The organism is Xanthomonas vasicola pv. musacearum NCPPB 4379 (assembly GCF_000277895.2).
Taxonomy (GTDB): Bacteria; Pseudomonadota; Gammaproteobacteria; order Xanthomonadales; family Xanthomonadaceae; genus Xanthomonas; species Xanthomonas vasicola.
Genome location: NZ_CP034655.1, coordinates 1,108,102 through 1,122,498, shown reverse-complemented (window position 1 = coordinate 1,122,498; position 14,397 = coordinate 1,108,102). Strand labels below are relative to the sequence as shown.

Below are 14,397 nucleotides of genomic sequence, written 5' to 3'. Positions count from 1 at the left end.
AAGCCGCTTATGGTTGTGGAGTCACGCTGTGTTCCCGGCTCCGTTGCAAAAGAACGGGACGGTCCGGCATCTCCCTGCCGGCGGTATTGCAGATGTGGTCGATGACCACATCTGCAGCAGTGCTTAGAACTGCAGGCCGCCTTCGCGCGCTGCATCGGCGAGCGCCTTGATGCGGCCGTGGTAGCGGTAGCCCGAGCGGTCGAATGCGACCTTCTCGATGCCCGCAGCCTTGGCGCGCTCGGCGATCAGCTTGCCGACCTTGACGGCCGCATCGCTGTTCTTGCCGTTCTTCAGGCCGTCCTTGACGTCGGCCTGCAGGGTGTTCGCCGCAGCGATCACCTTGGAGCCGTCGGCAGTGAAGACCTGCGCGTACAGATGCTGACCGGTGCGCAGCACCGACAGACGGGCGACGCCCAGCTCACGGATGTGCGAGCGGGTGGACTTGGCGCGACGCAGACGGGCGATGTTCTTGTTGATGCTCATGATATGTGTCCTACGGAAGCTGAAGGAAAACAGGCTTTGCATTGAAAGTCCGGCCATGGATCGCCGAGCTCTTCGCAGAGGGACCTGCCTTAGGCCTTCTTGGCTTCCTTGCGAATGATGACTTCACCGGCGTACTTCACACCCTTGCCCTTGTAGGGCTCCGGCGGACGGAAACCGCGAATCTTGGCGGCAACTTCGCCGACGCGCTGCTTGTCGGCGCCCTGGACCAGAATTTCGGTCTGGGTAGGGGTCGACAGCGTGATGCCTTCAGGCGCCACGAACACCAGCGGGTGCGAGAAACCGAGCGCCAGGCTCAGATCCTTGCCCTGCATGGCAGCGCGGTAACCGACGCCGACCAGCTCGAGCTTGCGCTCGAAGCCTTCTGAGACACCCTTGACCATATTGGCCAGGATGGCGCGCACGGTACCGGTGATGGCGATCTGCGACGGGTCATTGGCCGACAAGGTGGCAACGTCGCCATCAATGGCGATTTCGACGCCAGTCGGCTTCGGCAGGGTCAACGTGCCCTTCGGGCCCTTGACGCTGACCAGTTCAGGCTGGACGTTGAGTTCAACACCCTTCGGAAGGGAGACAGGCTTCTTGGCTACACGGGACATGTTCGGTTCCTTTCCCTTAGGCCACGAAGCACAGAACTTCACCACCAACGCCGGCTTCGCGAGCCTGCGCATCGGTCATGATGCCCTTCGACGTGGAGATGATGGCAATACCCAGGCCACCGAGGACCTTGGGCAGCTCGGTCTTGCCGCGGTACTGACGCAGACCCGAGCGCGAGAAACGCTTCAAGGTCTCAATGACCGGACGGCCTTCGAAATACTTCAGCACGATTTCCAGCTCCGACTTGTTGTTTTCGGTGGCCGTAACGCGCAGGTCGGTGATGTAACCCTCGTCCTTCAGGACTTGGGCGATCGCAACCTTAATCTTGGACGACGGCAATTTCACCGTCTGCTTACCAACCGCGGCCGCATTCTTGATGCGAACCAGCAGGTCGGCGATGGGATCAGTCATGCTCATGTGAGTACCTTTGAGTGCACCGATATCCGCTTTCGCGAAAATCTTGTGTTTTCCTGGGGACGGGCCAGGACCCTTGACGCCATGCCAGGCCCATACGGGCAAGACAGAAGCGGAAGTATACGACAAAAGAGCCCGACTTGCGTCGGACTCCCTTGTTGAACAGAACAATCCTGCTCAATCCGGCCGCGGACGGCCGGGATGCTGTTACCAGCTCGCCTTACGCAGGCCCGGAACGTCGCCGTTCATCGTGGCCTTGCGTAGCATGTTGCGGCCCAGACCGAACTTGCGGTAGACACCGCGCGGACGACCGGATAACTCGCAACGGTTGCGGTGGCGGCTCGGCGACGAATCGCGCGGCAGCTTCTGCAACTTGGTCGAAGCATCGATCTTCTCTTCGTAGGACGCATCCTGACTGGAGAGGATCTTCTTCAGCGCATCACGCTTGCCGGCAAATTTCTTCGCCAACTTTGAACGCTTGATGTCGCGGTGAATCATAGAGGTCTTTGCCATTTCGGATTTCCTCGACGGTCAGTTACGGAACGGGAACTTGAACGCTGCCAGCAGCGCCTTCGCTTCCGCATCCGTCTTGGCGGTGGTGGTGATGGCGATATCCATACCGCGAATCGCGTCGACGGCGTCGAAGTCGATTTCCGGGAAGATGATCTGTTCCTTCACACCCATATTGAAATTGCCACGGCCGTCGAAGGAGCGACCAGACACACCACGGAAGTCGCGCACGCGCGGCAACGAGATGTTGATCAGGCGATCCAGGAATTCGTACATCTTGGCGCGACGCAAGGTGGTCTTGCAGCCGATCGGCCAACCGTCGCGAATCTTGAAGGATGCGACCGAAACGCGCGACTTGGTGACCACCGGCTTTTGACCGGAGATCTTGGACATGTCGGCGACCGCATTTTCCAGAATCTTCTTGTTGGTAGCGGCTTCGCCCACGCCCATGTTGAGCGTGACCTTGACCAGCTTCGGCACTTCCATCGGATTGGTGTAGCCGAATTCCTTCATCAGGGCCGGCACCACGTTTTCCTTGTAAAACTTTTCGAGACGAGTGTTCATGATCTCATTCCTCAGGCGTCGAGCGCCTCACCGCTGGAGCGGAACACACGCAATTTGCGTCCATCCTCCAGCACCTTGAAGCCAACGCGCTCGCCCTTACCCGTTGCCGGGTTGACGATATTGACGTTGGAGATATGGATCGACGCTTCACGCTCGACCACGCCGCCGGCAACGCCTGCCTGCGGGTTCGGCTTGGTGTGGCGCTTGATGATGTTGGCGTTGGAGACGATCACGCGATCGCCGTCCACACGCACAACTTCACCCTGCTTACCCTTATCCTTGCCGGTGTTGATGACGACCTGGTCGCCCTTTTTGATACGGTTAGCCATGTGTATGTCCTCCGCTCACAGCACTTCGGGAGCGAGCGAGACGATCTTCATGAATTTCTCGGAACGCAGCTCGCGCGTCACCGGCCCGAAGATGCGGGTCCCGATCGGCTCCTGCTTATTGTTCAACAGCACAGCGGCGTTGCCATCGAAGCGGATCAGCGAACCGTCGGGACGGCGCACACCCTTGCGGGTACGCACCACGACGGCGTCGTAGACTTCGCCTTTCTTGACCTTGCCACGCGGAATGGCGTCCTTGACGGTCACCTTGATGATGTCACCAATGCGTGCGTAACGGCGCTTCGAGCCGCCCAGCACCTTGATGCACATCACTTCCTTGGCACCCGAATTATCGGCGACATCGAGGTAGCTCTGCATCTGGATCATGATTCAGATCTCCCTTATTCGGCCGAACGGGTGACGATTTCGACCACCCGCCAGTTCTTGGTCTTGGACATCGGAGCAATCTCGGTCACACGCACGACGTCGCCTTCGTTGCAGGCATTATCGGCGTCGTGTGCGTGCAGCTTGGTCGAGCGCTTGATGTACTTGCCGTACAGAGCATGCTTGACCTGGCGCTCCACCAACACGGTGACCGTTTTGTCCATCTTGTTGCTGACGACACGGCCTTCGACCGTGCGCAGCGCTTGCTTTTCGTTATTGTCGCTCATCGCGGCCGTCCTTACTTGGTGCTGCCGAGCAGGTGCTTGACGCGAGCAATCTCGCGGCGCACCCGGCGGGTTTCGTGGGTCTTCGGCAGCTGGCCGGTGACCTGCTGCATACGGAGCGAGAACTGCTCCTTACGCAGATCGGTCAGGTGGGCCTTCAATTCGTCAGCCGACTTCTCGCGGAGTTGTTTGATATCCATCAGCGCACCGTCCGGGTCACGAAAGTGGTGGTCACCGAGAGCTTGGCAGCGGCAAGGCGGAACGCCTCACGTGCGGTCTCTTCGGGGATCCCCTCGATTTCATAGATCATGCGGCCCGGCTGAATCTGCGCCACCCAGTACTCCACGTTGCCCTTACCGGAGCCCATGCGGACTTCGATAGGCTTCTTGGTGATCGGCTTGTCGGGGAACACACGGATCCACATCTTGCCGCCCTTTTTGACGTGGCGGCTGATCGTGCGGCGTGCTGCTTCAATCTGGCGTGCGGTCAGCTGACCGTGCGCCGTGGCCTTGAGGCCGTATTCGCCGAAGCTGACGGCGTTTCCGCTCCATGCCAGGCCGTCATTGCGGCCCTTGTGCATCTTGCGATATTTGGTTCGCTTGGGTTGCAACATTGCCGTTACCTCGCTTCACGAGCCGGGCGCGACGGGCGGTCACCACGGTCGCCGCGATCGTTACGATCGTTGCGCGGGCTGTCGTCCTGCTTCTCCTGGCCAACCTGAGAGAAGTCGAAGACTTCGCCCTTATAGATCAAGACCTTGATACCGATGATGCCGTACGTCGTGGACGCTTCGGCAAAACCGTAATCAATGTCGGCACGTAGCGTGTGCAGCGGCACGCGGCCTTCGCGGTACCACTCCGAACGGGCGATTTCTGCACCGTTGAGGCGGCCAGCCACATTGACCTTGATGCCCAGGGCACCCAGGCGCATCGCGTTGCCGACCGAGCGCTTCATTGCACGGCGGAACATGATGCGACGCTCAAGCTGCTGCGCGATCGACTCGGCGACCAGCTGCGCATCCAGCTCAGGCTTGCGCACTTCGGTGACGTTGATGTGGGCCGGAACGCCCATCAGTTCGCTCACTTCCTTACGCAGCTTTTCGATGTCCTCGCCACGCTTGCCGATCACCACACCCGGACGGGCCGTGTGAATGGTCACGCGGGCGGTTTTGGCAGGGCGCTCGATCAAAATCTTGCTGACACCTGCCTGCGCGAGTTTCTTGCGCAGCATTTCACGCACTTTCAGGTCGGCTGCCAGATAGGCAGCGAAATCGCCCTTGTTTGCGTACCACTTGGAGTTCCAGTCTTTGGAGATACCAAGACGGATTCCAGTCGGATGAACTTTATGACCCATGGTCTTTTCCTTTCCGCTTACTTGGCGGCGCCGACAATCACAGTGATGTGACTGGTGCGCTTGAGGATGCGGGTACCGCGGCCTTTCGCCCGCGCCATGAAACGCTTCAGGGACGGACCTTCATCAACCATGATGGTCTTGACCTTCAGCTCGTCGACATCCGCGCCCTGATTGTTCTCGGCATTGGCAATTGCCGACTCCACAACCTTTTTGATCAGGTGTGCAGCCTTTTTATCCGAGAACTTCAGCAGATTGACCGCACGCTCGGCGGACAAACCACGCACCTGGTCAGCGACCAGTCGGGCCTTCTGCGGGGAGATGCGCGCGGTGCGCAGGATTGCTTTCGCTTCCATCGTCATCTCTCCTTACCTGCTCGACTTCTTGTCGCCACCGTGACCCTTGAAGGTCCGGGTGACGGCAAATTCGCCGAGCTTGTGGCCGACCATATTCTCGTTGACGAGCACCGGAATGTGGTTCTTGCCGTTATGCACGGCGATGGTGATGCCTACCATTTCGGGCAGGATCATCGAACGGCGCGACCAGGTCTTGATCGGCTTCTTGCTACCCGCAGCGGACTCCACCTTCTTTGCAAGGTGGTGATCGACGAACGGGCCCTTCTTAAGTGAACGTGCCATGGTCGATTAGCCCCTACGATCGCGGACGATGAACTGCTGGGTGCGCTTGTTCTTGCGCGTCTTGTAACCCTTGGTCGGAACACCCCACGGGGTGACCGGATGCGGATTACCCTGACCAGCCTTCGCTTCACCACCACCGTGCGGGTGATCGACCGGGTTCATGGCCGCACCGCGAACGGTCGGGCGAACACCGCGCCAACGCTTGGCGCCGGCCTTGCCCAACTTCTCGAGGTTGTGCTCATCGTTGCCGACTTCGCCGATGGTGGCGCGGCACTCGACCGGCACCTTGCGCATTTCGCCCGAACGCAGACGCAGCGTGGCATAGATGCCTTCGCGAGCGACCAACTGGACGGCTGCACCGGCAGCACGTGCGATCTGAGCGCCCTTACCCGGCTTCAGCTCGATACCGTGAACCGTCGTACCGACCGGGATGTTACGCAGCGGCAGCGTGTTACCGGTCTTGATCGGTGCGTTGGCACCGGCAATGACCTGGTCGCCCACCTTCAGGCCCTTGGGGGCGATGATGTAGCGGCGTTCGCCGTCGACATAGCACAACAGGGCGATATGAGCGGTACGGTTCGGATCGTATTCGATCCGCTCCACACGCGCCGGAATGCCTTCCTTGCTGCGCTTGAAGTCGATGATGCGGTAATGCTGCTTATGGCCACCACCGACGTGACGCACGGTGATGCGGCCGTGGTGGTTACGACCACCGGACTTGCTCTGCGAATCGAGCAGCGCCGCGTGCGGTGCGCCCTTGTGCAGATCGGGAGTAACCACGCGCACGGCGGAACGACGGCCGGGAGAGGTGGGTTTGAACTTCATCAATGGCATGGGATGGACCTCAGGCCTTGGCCGTTACGTCGATGGACTGACCATCAACCAGGCGGACGTACGCCTTGCGCCAATTGCCACGGCTGCCAGCACGGTTACGGAAGGACTTGCTCTTGCCCTTCACGTTGACCACGTTGACTGCCTTGACCTTGACGTCGAACAGCTGCTCAACCGCGGCCTTTACATCGGCTTTAGTGGCTTCGTTCGAAACTTCGAAGACATACTGGTTGGAGATTTCCTGCAGGCGCGCGGTCTTTTCGGAGACTCGCGGAGCACGCAGCACGCTGAAGATTTTTTCGTTGCTGCTCATGCCAGCCACTCCTCGACCTTCTTGACCGCATCGGCGGTGATCACGACCGTATCGGCCCCGACCAGAGCGACCGGATCCAGACCCTGCACGTCACGCACCTGCACATACGGCAGATTGCGAGCGGACAGATACAGGTGCTCGGAAGCTTCTTCGGTGACGATCAGCGGGCGCTTGCCCACGTCCAGTCCTTTGAGCTTTTCGATCAGGCCCTTGGTCTTGGTCGCTTCGAGGTCGAACGCGTCCACGATCATCAGACGCCCCTGACGGTTCAGCTCGGAGAAGATCGCGCAGATGGCCGCACGGTACATCTTGCGGTTGACCTTCTGCTCGAAGCTGCGCGGCTTGGCCGCGAAGGTCACGCCGCCGCCGACGAAGATCGGAGCCGTGAGCGCGCCATGACGCGCACCGCCGCCCTTCTGCTTCTTCGACTTCTTGGTCGTGCCCGCAACTTCCGAACGCGTCTTCTGTGCCTTGGTACCGGCGCGACCGGCGTTGCGATAAGCGACGACGACCTGGTGAACCAGATCTTCGCTGAATTCGCGACCGAACACGGCATCGGAGACCGAGACCTTGTTGTTGCTACCCGTGATAACGAGTTCCATCGTCATCTCTCCTTATGCCTTGCTCGCCGGACGGACGATCACGTCGCCACCAGCTGCGCCAGGCACGGCGCCGCGGATAGCAATCAGACCACGCTCGACGTCGACCTTGACCACTTCCAGGTTCTGCGTGCTTTGCTGCACGGCGCCCATGTGGCCCGACATCTTCTTACCCGGGAAAACGCGACCCGGGGTCTGGCGCTGACCCAACGAACCCGGCGCGCGATGCGACAGCGAGTTACCGTGAGTTGCATCGCCCATACGGAAGTTGTAGCGCTTGATGGTGCCCTGGAAACCCTTACCTTTGGTGACGCCCTGGACGTCGACCTTCTGGCCGACCTCGAAGATGTCCGCCTTGATTTCGCCGCCGACGGCGAAATCGCCGAGCTGGGCATCCTCAACACGGAATTCCCACAGGCCGCGACCCGCTTCCACCTTCGCCTTCGCGAAGTGGCCTGCAGCCGGCTTGTTGACCAGCGCGGCACGACGGGCGCCAACGGTAATCTGCACAGCGCTGTAGCCGTCGACTTCGACGGTCTTGATCTGCGCGATGCGGTTCGGAGTTGCTTCGATCAGCGTGACCGGTACCGAGCGGCCGTCTTCAGTGAAGAAGCGGCTCATACCAGCCTTGCGGCCCACAAAGCCCAACGAATATTTCTTCGTCATGGTCGTAGTCCTCAGGTCAGCTTGATCTGGACGTCAACGCCAGCCGCGAGTTCGAGCTTCATCAGCGCGTCCACGGTCTTGTCGTTCGGGTCGATGATATCGAGCACACGCTTGTGCGTGCGGGTTTCGTACTGGTCACGCGCATCCTTGTCGGCATGCGGGGATACGAGGATGGTGTAACGTTCGATCTTGGTCGGCAACGGGATCGGGCCACGCACTTGCGCGCCGGTCCGCTTAGCCGTTTCGACGATCTCGCTGGCCGAACGGTCGATCAAACGATGATCGAACGCCTTCAGCCGGATACGGATCTTTTGATCCGCCTTCTGACCGGTCTTTTGCTCCGCCATGACGGTGGGTTCCTTCGTTAAAAGAGCGACGGGCAAGGCCTCTGGGATACCTGCCCCGATATTCCTGACGTTGATGAAATCGCAGTGCGTCCTGCAAGCGAGGGCATTTCCTCCGCCCAAAAACTCAGGCAGCCCGGTAAACCGGCCTGCCCAGACAGAAAAGTATAATGCGCAACAAGAACACCGTCAACAACACGTGAGTTGTTGGCGCTCCCTGCAACGCGACCTTCCCGGTCTGGCGAACACGAGCGGCTTCCTGCCGTTCTTTTCGCTGGAACTCAGCGCCCTACCCAGGGACACCGAGCCGCCCATTTTAGCGCTCTACTGCGGCGTGCGCAAGCATTCTTCCTCGCTTCCACTCAGCCCAGCAGCGGATCCCGACAGGTGGGCAGCGCGCTCCGGCTAACAACCTGCACTGTGCAGCCGATTGAATGAGCTTCCGGGCGGGATCTGAGCGTGAAATCGCTCGGCCAGACTGCAGTGCCATGATAGCGCCGGCGCGTCCAGTGCCACGGCGTAGAAACGCCTCGAACATCCAGCAAGGCTAGCTGACGCCGCCGTGAATATCGCCGCAACGGCGAAAGGCCGCGAAAGCGAAGCCTGCCAGCGTCCGCCGGGACGACCTCCGCCGTGTTGATGCACGGTGCCCACCACCGGGCCGGATCGGCGCGGCGCTCATAACGGAACGATGAGGTCGGGGCAGTGCGAAATGGAAATTCGCTTTTCCGCGGCGAGGTGCTCGATTCCCTAGTGGGGCATGTCTGGGCCAGTCCAGTTCTGGACTATCGCGGCGATCTGGAGTTGCTGCAGTGATCGTGGCATGGCTCTGTGCCGGTCACCACACCCAGCGCGTTCACCTCACCGGGCCGCTAGTGCCGCAGGCCGGCCTGCGAAAAGATTGATGAGCAACTTCGTCCGCTCCACACCGGAAGGCGATTTCTCGCCATCCCGGAGCATCACGGCATGCGAACCATATCCACGCTTCTCTCGTCAAGTGGTTGGGCACTCTGCGCGTCAGTCGGTGCGGCAAAGTATTGGGACACTTCCAGCATGCTCATAACAAGCAAGCTTCTTAGCTGCGTGCTGGCGGGTCTGATCGTCACCATGATGCACACGAATACCAACACACAAATTCCTAACGGTGATCTCCCACGAAGTTCCTTTGCCGGCCACGCGTGTTCGTGATGCTATTTCTCGCCATCGCCGCAACGGTCACCACAGGCCAAGCAGCCCGCGCCATCCAACCAGGCGGAGCAGGCGCTCGCTTATGTCTTGAAGAACGACACTGTGCGTCGAGAACTTTCGGCGCATGTGCGGGACTCGCCTTCAAGCGCACCCAGGCGGAGGCAGACAAGGCGTTATGACCAGCCCAGCCGACGCGAGGACGGCTTTTCCCCGCAAGCCATATTCAATGCTGTTGCGAGGCAGGGAGCTCTCCCTGCCTTGTTCTTGCACGATCCCGCACCGGAGATTCCCGATGTCCCAGTACTCGCTCTCGCTGCTCGGCCTGCTGCTTTTTGGCCTTGTCGTTCCGCAGTCCCACGCCGCCAGCAAGGACGGCATTGCCTGCACGGACGCGTTGCACCAAGCGTTTGCGACCTCCGCCAGCGCGGCCACCCTGCCCGTTGCATGCACACGCATCGGTCCAGTCGCACTTGGAATGCGCATGCAACAAGTCCTGGCCGCGCTGGGCCAACCGAATGTCACCCGCACCGATGCAGCAGATCAGGGCAGGCTTAGCTTGCTGTACCTGCACCCACGTAATTTCAAAGCGCAGCTGGCCCAGCATCCGCATCCAGCCGGCAAGCTCATCCAACGCGCGTTGGCCGTGGGATTCCGCAATGCTCGTGTCAGCAACCTGATTACCTTCGCCGATCCGAAGGCGCCCCTACCCTTCGACCTGCTCGGGCAGCCGGCGGGCACCCATATCGACCGCATCCTTCCAGCGATCGGTGGCAGCCCACAATGGAACGCCAGCCGCGACTATGTCCAGTTCGCCGCCATGCCACTGGGTGTGGACGTGGACCGGGATAACTCGGCCATCGTCGGGCTGAACATCGCAACCACCAAACAGGAGTTGGACAACTTCGGCTTGCCCGGCCTGGATCTGCTAAAGGGCGCGAAGAGCGGCCTGATCAGCGGCATTCGCTAATGACCGCCAGCGTCTGCGCGCATGCTGCGCGGCATCGTTGTGTCGACTTCCCGCGATCGCGTCGCCGATGCGACCTGCGCATGCAGCGCCCCATGCTCTCTGATGCAGAGACTCCTGGTGGGACAGGTACCGTCTTTTTGTCTTTATCTTTGCAGCGGCTTGCATCCATTCGCGAGTCGGTAGTGGCTACAAAAACACGCAACGAGCTGCACGAACAGGGCGTTGCACGAATGCGGTTAGACGTCAGGCAGACGAGGCCTCCCATTGCGTGGGCATTGCCTGGCTCTGGGCGCTCCCGCGCACGTGATGCGCCGGGCCATTACGTTTCATGCCAAAGTGCCTCTGCGACGCATTCCCGCGCCTGTCCCAGCTCTAGTCCAACACGCGGGCAAAGAAAAAGGCCGGCTTTCGCCGACCTTTTCTTTCCTGTGGCACAGCAGCCGAAGCTGCCGTGCTGCAGGCATTTCTTACTTGATGATCTTGGCAACCACGCCGGCGCCGACGGTGCGGCCGCCTTCACGGATAGCGAAACGCAGACCTTCGTCCATCGCGACCGGATTGATCAACGTCACAACCATCTTCACGTTGTCGCCCGGCATCACCATTTCCACGCCTTCCGGCAGCTGGCAAGCGCCAGTGATGTCGGTGGTGCGGAAGTAGAACTGCGGACGGTAGCCCTTGAAGAACGGGGTATGACGGCCACCCTCGTCCTTCGACAGCACGTAGACTTCGGCTTCGAACTCGGTATGCGGCTTGATCGAACCCGGCTTGCACAGCACCTGGCCGCGCTCCACGTCGTCACGCTTGGTGCCGCGCAGCAGCAGACCGGCGTTGTCGCCTGCCTGACCCTGGTCCAGCAGCTTGCGGAACATTTCCACGCCGGTCACGGTGGTCTTCTGCGTATCGCGGATACCGACGATTTCGATTTCGTCGCCAACCTTGATGATGCCGCGCTCGATACGACCGGTCACCACGGTGCCGCGGCCCGAGATCGAGAACACGTCTTCCACCGGCATCAGGAACGGACGATCAACGTCGCGGGTCGGATCGGGGATGAAGGTGTCCAGCGCATCGACCAGCTTCAGGATCGCCGGCACGCCGATGTCGCTCTGATCGCCGTCCAGCGCCAGACGCGCCGAACCGTGGATGATCGGCGTGTCATCGCCCGGGAAGTCGTACTTGCTCAGCAGTTCGCGCACTTCCATTTCGACCAGCTCGAGCAGCTCGGCGTCGTCGACCATGTCGGCCTTGTTCAGGAACACGACGATGTGCGGCACACCGACCTGACGCGAGAGCAAGATGTGCTCACGGGTCTGCGGCATCGGGCCGTCAGCGGCCGAACACACCAGGATCGCGCCGTCCATCTGCGCTGCACCGGTGATCATGTTCTTGACGTAGTCGGCATGGCCGGGGCAGTCAACGTGTGCGTAGTGACGGTTCGGGGATTCATACTCGACGTGGGCGGTCGAAATCGTGATGCCGCGCGCCTTCTCTTCCGGCGCCGCGTCGATCGCGTCGTACGCCTTGAACTCACCACCGAAACGCTCGGCACCGATCTTGGTCAGCGCAGCGGTCAACGTGGTCTTGCCATGGTCAACGTGACCGATGGTGCCGACGTTCACGTGCGGCTTGGTGCGCTCGAATTTAGCTTTTGCCATGACTAACTACCTCTAATTGAAAAATTTGTGAGAAGGAGCTGAGCGAACTCAGCCCTTCTTGGTGACGGCGTCGGCGATGTTGGCCGGTGCCTCTTCGTAATGATCGAATTCCATCGAGAACGTCGCACGACCCTGGCTCATGGAGCGCAGCGAAGTCGCGTAACCGAACATTTCACCCAGCGGAATCATCGCATTGATGATCTTGCCCGACGGGCTGTCGTCCTGACCCTGCAACACGCCACGACGGCGGCTCACGTCGCCCATCACGTCACCCAGGTAATCCTCCGGGCTGACGATCTCGACCTTCATAATCGGCTCCAGCAACACCGGGCTGGCTTTCGCGAAGCCCTGCTTGAACGCCATCGACGCGGCCAGCTTGAACGCCATTTCCGAGGAGTCAACGTCATGGTACGAGCCGAACACCAGCTTGACCTTCACGCCCACCACCGGGAAGCCGGCGATCGGACCACTGGTGATCGTTTCGCGCAGACCCTTTTCGACCGAGGGGATGAATTCCTTCGGAATGATGCCGCCGGTGATGTCGTTGACGAACAAGAAATCGTCTTTGACGTTGTCGCTCTTGCGCTCTTCCTCGGTCATCGGCGACAGCTCGATCACGACGTGACCGTACTGACCCTTACCACCGGACTGCTTGGCGTGCTTGTAGTCAGACTTGACGTCGGACTTCCGGATCGTTTCGCGGTAGGCCACCTGCGGCTTGCCGACGTTGGCCTCGACATTGAACTCGCGACGCATGCGGTCGACGATGATGTCCAGGTGCAACTCGCCCATGCCCGAGATGATGGTCTGGCCGGATTCTTCGTCGGTCTTGACGCGGAACGAGGGATCTTCCTGCGCCAGACGGCCCAGGGCCATGCCCATCTTTTCCTGGTCCGACTTGGTCTTCGGCTCCACCGCCATCGAGATCACCGGCTCCGGGAACACCATGCGCTCCAGGGTGATGATCTTGTCCTGCGCACATAGCGTGTCACCGGTGGTGACGTCCTTCAGACCCACGGCAGCGGCGATGTCACCAGCGCGCACTTCCTTGATCTCTTCGCGATTGTTGGAGTGCATCTGCAGGATGCGGCCCACGCGCTCTTTCTTCGACTTGACCGGGTTGTAGACCTGGTCGCCGGAGTTCAGCGTGCCCGAATAGACACGGAAGAACGTCAGCGAGCCCACGAACGGGTCGGTCATGATCTTGAACGCCAACGCCGAGAAAGGCGCGGTATCGGTCGCAGCGCGCGTGTCTTCCTTCTCGTCTTCGTCGATACCTGCGACCGGCGGACGGTCGGCCGGCGACGGCAACAGGTGCACGACGCCGTCGAGCATGGCCTGCACGCCCTTGTTCTTGAACGCCGAGCCACAGAACACCGGCACGATCTCGACCTTCAGGGTGCGCTCGCGAAGACCCTGCAAGATCTCTTCTTCGCTCAGGTCGCCTTCGTTGAGGTACTTGTCCATCAGGTCTTCGCTGGCTTCTGCAGCCGCTTCGACCATAAACGAATGTGCCTCGGTCGCGACATCGACCAGATCGGCCGGGATATCACGGTATTCGAAGGTGGTGCCCTGCGATGCGGTATCCCAGTGGATCGCCTTCATCTTCAGTAGGTCAACCACGCCTTCGAAGCCGTCTTCGGCGCCGATCGGCACCTGCATCGGCACGGCGTACGCACCCAGACGGGCCTTCAGCTGCTCAACGACCTTGTCGAAGTTGGCACCGGTACGGTCCATCTTGTTGACGAAGGCCATGCGCGGCACGGAATACTTGTTGGCCTGACGCCACACGGTCTCGGACTGCGGCTGCACGCCACCGACGGCGCACAGCACGAACACCGCACCATCGAGCACGCGCAAGGAGCGCTCCACTTCGATGGTGAAGTCGACGTGCCCGGGGGTGTCGATGATGTTGAAACGGTGCTGCGGCATGGACTTGTCCATACCCGACCAGAACGCGGTGGTCGCAGCGGAGGTGATGGTGATACCACGCTCCTGCTCCTGCTCCATCCAGTCCATCACTGCAGCGCCGTCATGGACTTCGCCGATCTTGTGACTCACACCGGTGTAGAACAGGATGCGTTCGGACGTGGTGGTCTTGCCGGCATCGATGTGGGCCATGATGCCGAAGTTGCGGTAACGCTCGATAGGGGTGGTGCGGGCCACGGGGAGCCTCTCAATTTCTTGGATTTCGGATGGCCGAACGCCGCCTTTCGGCGGCCTTCGGATTGGATGCGACGCAAGATGCGTCGCAAACAGCACT

The 14,397-nt window shown here is 60.6% G+C and carries 21 protein-coding genes; 1 reads left to right on the top strand and 20 read right to left on the bottom strand.

The window, feature by feature from the left end:
• Positions 1-123: 123 nt before the first annotated feature.
• From rplR to rpsJ, 18 genes are all read right to left on the bottom strand, one after another.
• Positions 124-483 carry a 50S ribosomal protein L18 gene (gene rplR / locus KWO_RS05240; RefSeq protein ID WP_010371104.1) on the bottom strand — a complete coding sequence of 120 codons (360 nt, stop codon included), beginning with the start codon at positions 481-483 and terminating at the stop codon, positions 124-126.
• Between the two features lie 89 nt (positions 484-572).
• On the bottom strand, positions 573-1,100 hold the full coding sequence (gene rplF / locus KWO_RS05235) for a 50S ribosomal protein L6 (protein WP_010371099.1): 528 nt from the start codon (positions 1,098-1,100) through the stop codon (positions 573-575).
• A 16-nt stretch (positions 1,101-1,116) separates the two neighbouring features.
• Entirely contained in the window at positions 1,117-1,515 is a 399-nt protein-coding gene (gene rpsH / locus KWO_RS05230) for a 30S ribosomal protein S8 (RefSeq protein WP_010371096.1), read from the bottom strand.
• A 204-nt stretch (positions 1,516-1,719) separates the two neighbouring features.
• Positions 1,720-2,025: a 30S ribosomal protein S14 gene (gene rpsN / locus KWO_RS05225; RefSeq protein ID WP_010379341.1), complete on the bottom strand. Its 306-nt coding sequence runs from the start codon at positions 2,023-2,025 to the stop codon at positions 1,720-1,722.
• Between the two features lie 18 nt (positions 2,026-2,043).
• Positions 2,044-2,586 carry a 50S ribosomal protein L5 gene (gene rplE / locus KWO_RS05220; RefSeq protein WP_010371090.1) on the bottom strand — a complete coding sequence of 181 codons (543 nt, stop codon included), beginning with the start codon at positions 2,584-2,586 and terminating at the stop codon, positions 2,044-2,046.
• 11 nt (positions 2,587-2,597) lie between these two features.
• Complete coding sequence (gene rplX / locus KWO_RS05215; protein ID WP_006450639.1) at positions 2,598-2,915, bottom strand: 50S ribosomal protein L24; 318 nt, start codon at positions 2,913-2,915, stop codon at positions 2,598-2,600.
• A gap of 15 nt (positions 2,916-2,930) precedes the next feature.
• On the bottom strand, positions 2,931-3,299 hold the full coding sequence (rplN, locus tag KWO_RS05210) for a 50S ribosomal protein L14 (RefSeq protein WP_002811674.1): 369 nt from the start codon (positions 3,297-3,299) through the stop codon (positions 2,931-2,933).
• Positions 3,300-3,313: 14 nt separating this feature from the next.
• Positions 3,314-3,583, bottom strand: coding sequence for a 30S ribosomal protein S17 (gene rpsQ, locus KWO_RS05205; RefSeq protein ID WP_010371082.1), 270 nt, complete (start codon positions 3,581-3,583; stop codon positions 3,314-3,316).
• Positions 3,584-3,594: 11 nt separating this feature from the next.
• The gene (gene rpmC, locus KWO_RS05200) at positions 3,595-3,780 is read right to left on the bottom strand and encodes a 50S ribosomal protein L29 (protein ID WP_003486703.1); all 186 of its coding nucleotides are present in this window, start codon (positions 3,778-3,780) and stop codon (positions 3,595-3,597) included.
• On the bottom strand, positions 3,780-4,193 hold the full coding sequence (gene rplP / locus KWO_RS05195) for a 50S ribosomal protein L16 (RefSeq protein WP_003486706.1): 414 nt from the start codon (positions 4,191-4,193) through the stop codon (positions 3,780-3,782). Before rplP ends, rpmC begins: the two co-directional genes overlap by 1 nt.
• 5 nt (positions 4,194-4,198) lie before the next feature.
• A complete protein-coding gene (gene rpsC, locus KWO_RS05190) occupies positions 4,199-4,933 on the bottom strand; it encodes a 30S ribosomal protein S3 (RefSeq protein ID WP_010379340.1) in 735 nt (244 codons plus the stop codon).
• A 17-nt stretch (positions 4,934-4,950) separates the two neighbouring features.
• Entirely contained in the window at positions 4,951-5,286 is a 336-nt protein-coding gene (rplV, locus tag KWO_RS05185) for a 50S ribosomal protein L22 (protein ID WP_002811686.1), read from the bottom strand.
• Between the two features lie 12 nt (positions 5,287-5,298).
• A complete protein-coding gene (rpsS, locus tag KWO_RS05180; RefSeq protein WP_005993369.1) occupies positions 5,299-5,568 on the bottom strand; it encodes a 30S ribosomal protein S19 in 270 nt (89 codons plus the stop codon).
• 6 nt (positions 5,569-5,574) lie between these two features.
• Positions 5,575-6,402, bottom strand: coding sequence for a 50S ribosomal protein L2 (rplB, locus tag KWO_RS05175; protein ID WP_010379336.1), 828 nt, complete (start codon positions 6,400-6,402; stop codon positions 5,575-5,577).
• A gap of 10 nt (positions 6,403-6,412) precedes the next feature.
• The gene (gene rplW, locus KWO_RS05170; RefSeq protein ID WP_002811694.1) at positions 6,413-6,712 is read right to left on the bottom strand and encodes a 50S ribosomal protein L23; all 300 of its coding nucleotides are present in this window, start codon (positions 6,710-6,712) and stop codon (positions 6,413-6,415) included.
• Positions 6,709-7,314 carry a 50S ribosomal protein L4 gene (gene rplD / locus KWO_RS05165; protein ID WP_010371054.1) on the bottom strand — a complete coding sequence of 202 codons (606 nt, stop codon included), beginning with the start codon at positions 7,312-7,314 and terminating at the stop codon, positions 6,709-6,711. Before rplD ends, rplW begins: the two co-directional genes overlap by 4 nt.
• A 12-nt stretch (positions 7,315-7,326) precedes the next feature.
• Complete coding sequence (gene rplC / locus KWO_RS05160) at positions 7,327-7,977, bottom strand: 50S ribosomal protein L3 (protein ID WP_010371052.1); 651 nt, start codon at positions 7,975-7,977, stop codon at positions 7,327-7,329.
• Between the two features lie 11 nt (positions 7,978-7,988).
• The gene (gene rpsJ / locus KWO_RS05155; RefSeq protein WP_008571672.1) at positions 7,989-8,324 is read right to left on the bottom strand and encodes a 30S ribosomal protein S10; all 336 of its coding nucleotides are present in this window, start codon (positions 8,322-8,324) and stop codon (positions 7,989-7,991) included.
• A gap of 1,477 nt (positions 8,325-9,801) precedes the next feature.
• On the opposite strand from rpsJ, the gene KWO_RS05145 reads away from it, so the two are divergent.
• Positions 9,802-10,476, top strand: a complete 675-nt coding sequence (locus KWO_RS05145) for a hypothetical protein (RefSeq protein WP_010379332.1) — start codon at positions 9,802-9,804, stop codon at positions 10,474-10,476.
• A gap of 467 nt (positions 10,477-10,943) precedes the next feature.
• Here KWO_RS05145 and tuf read toward each other — a convergent pair whose 3' ends face one another.
• Both tuf and fusA read right to left on the bottom strand, forming a co-directional pair.
• Positions 10,944-12,134 (bottom strand): elongation factor Tu, encoded by a 1,191-nt coding sequence (gene tuf, locus KWO_RS05140; protein WP_010376339.1) that lies wholly within the window; start codon positions 12,132-12,134, stop codon positions 10,944-10,946.
• Positions 12,135-12,182: 48 nt separating this feature from the next.
• Positions 12,183-14,300, bottom strand: a complete 2,118-nt coding sequence (gene fusA / locus KWO_RS05135; RefSeq protein ID WP_010367255.1) for an elongation factor G — start codon at positions 14,298-14,300, stop codon at positions 12,183-12,185.
• Positions 14,301-14,397: the final 97 nt, after the last annotated feature.

Excerpts from the sequence above, each read along its gene's own strand:
- rplX (WP_006450639.1), bottom strand. The coding sequence starts at position 2,915 with ATGGCTAACCGTATCAAAAAGGGCGACCAGGTCGTCATCAACACCGGC.
- rplV (WP_002811686.1), bottom strand. The coding sequence starts at position 5,286 with ATGGAAGCGAAAGCAATCCTGCGCACCGCGCGCATCTCCCCGCAGAAG.
- rplB (WP_010379336.1), bottom strand. The coding sequence starts at position 6,402 with ATGCCATTGATGAAGTTCAAACCCACCTCTCCCGGCCGTCGTTCCGCC.
- rplN (WP_002811674.1), bottom strand. The coding sequence starts at position 3,299 with ATGATCCAGATGCAGAGCTACCTCGATGTCGCCGATAATTCGGGTGCC.
- rpsC (WP_010379340.1), bottom strand. The coding sequence starts at position 4,933 with ATGGGTCATAAAGTTCATCCGACTGGAATCCGTCTTGGTATCTCCAAA.
- rplR (WP_010371104.1), bottom strand. The coding sequence starts at position 483 with ATGAGCATCAACAAGAACATCGCCCGTCTGCGTCGCGCCAAGTCCACC.
- rpsH (WP_010371096.1), bottom strand. The coding sequence starts at position 1,515 with ATGAGCATGACTGATCCCATCGCCGACCTGCTGGTTCGCATCAAGAAT.
- KWO_RS05145 (WP_010379332.1), top strand. The coding sequence starts at position 9,802 with ATGTCCCAGTACTCGCTCTCGCTGCTCGGCCTGCTGCTTTTTGGCCTT.
- rplF (WP_010371099.1), bottom strand. The coding sequence starts at position 1,100 with ATGTCCCGTGTAGCCAAGAAGCCTGTCTCCCTTCCGAAGGGTGTTGAA.
- rpsN (WP_010379341.1), bottom strand. The coding sequence starts at position 2,025 with ATGGCAAAGACCTCTATGATTCACCGCGACATCAAGCGTTCAAAGTTG.
- rplD (WP_010371054.1), bottom strand. The coding sequence starts at position 7,314 with ATGGAACTCGTTATCACGGGTAGCAACAACAAGGTCTCGGTCTCCGAT.
- rplP (WP_003486706.1), bottom strand. The coding sequence starts at position 4,193 with ATGTTGCAACCCAAGCGAACCAAATATCGCAAGATGCACAAGGGCCGC.
- tuf (WP_010376339.1), bottom strand. The coding sequence starts at position 12,134 with ATGGCAAAAGCTAAATTCGAGCGCACCAAGCCGCACGTGAACGTCGGC.
- rplW (WP_002811694.1), bottom strand. The coding sequence starts at position 6,712 with ATGAGCAGCAACGAAAAAATCTTCAGCGTGCTGCGTGCTCCGCGAGTC.
- rpsS (WP_005993369.1), bottom strand. The coding sequence starts at position 5,568 with ATGGCACGTTCACTTAAGAAGGGCCCGTTCGTCGATCACCACCTTGCA.
- rplC (WP_010371052.1), bottom strand. The coding sequence starts at position 7,977 with ATGACGAAGAAATATTCGTTGGGCTTTGTGGGCCGCAAGGCTGGTATG.
- rpsQ (WP_010371082.1), bottom strand. The coding sequence starts at position 3,583 with ATGAGCGACAATAACGAAAAGCAAGCGCTGCGCACGGTCGAAGGCCGT.
- rplE (WP_010371090.1), bottom strand. The coding sequence starts at position 2,586 with ATGAACACTCGTCTCGAAAAGTTTTACAAGGAAAACGTGGTGCCGGCC.
- rpsJ (WP_008571672.1), bottom strand. The coding sequence starts at position 8,324 with ATGGCGGAGCAAAAGACCGGTCAGAAGGCGGATCAAAAGATCCGTATC.
- rpmC (WP_003486703.1), bottom strand. The coding sequence starts at position 3,780 with ATGGATATCAAACAACTCCGCGAGAAGTCGGCTGACGAATTGAAGGCC.